General features: G+C 57.3%; 1 pseudogene. It reads right to left on the bottom strand.

The features are described 5' to 3' along the window. Positions 1–499: pseudogene (locus ACIQVE_RS29550) on the bottom strand (F0F1 ATP synthase subunit beta); the annotation flags it as partial. Positions 500–553: the final 54 nt, after the last annotated feature.

The following is a 553-nucleotide window of genomic DNA, read 5'->3' as shown; positions in this document are numbered from 1 at the left end:
CGATGTTACGGAACAGTTCCATCAAGTAAACGCTAATGCCTACACCGGCACCACCGAACAGACCGACTTTACCGCCTTTGGCAAACGGGCAAACCAGGTCGATAACCTTGATGCCGGTTTCCAGTAGGTCGTTGCCGCCTGCCTGTTCAGCGAACGAAGGTGCTGGACGGTGAATGCCCCAACGCTCTTCGGTGTCGATTGGACCGGCTTCGTCGATCGGGTTGCCGAGGACGTCCATGATCCGGCCCAGGGTCGCTTTACCGACCGGTACGGAGATGGCTGCGCCAGAGTCGGTAACTTCCAGACCGCGCTTCAAGCCCTCGGTGGAACCCATCGCAATGGTACGAACCACGCCGTCGCCCAGCTGCTGCTGAACTTCCAGAGTGGTGCCGGCATCGCTTTGTACTTTCAAAGCGTTGTAGATGCTCGGTACGCTGTCGCGTGGAAATTCCACGTCGATAACGGCGCCGATGATTTGAACGATACGTCCGCTACTCATAGCTGGATCCTCTGAATATTTGAACCGTTAAACGGCGGCAGCGCCGCCGACGAT

This window comes from Pseudomonas sp. NPDC098747 (assembly GCF_044760045.1).
Classification (GTDB): Bacteria; Pseudomonadota; Gammaproteobacteria; order Pseudomonadales; family Pseudomonadaceae; genus Aquipseudomonas.
This window is presented reverse-complemented; position numbering and strand designations above follow the sequence as displayed.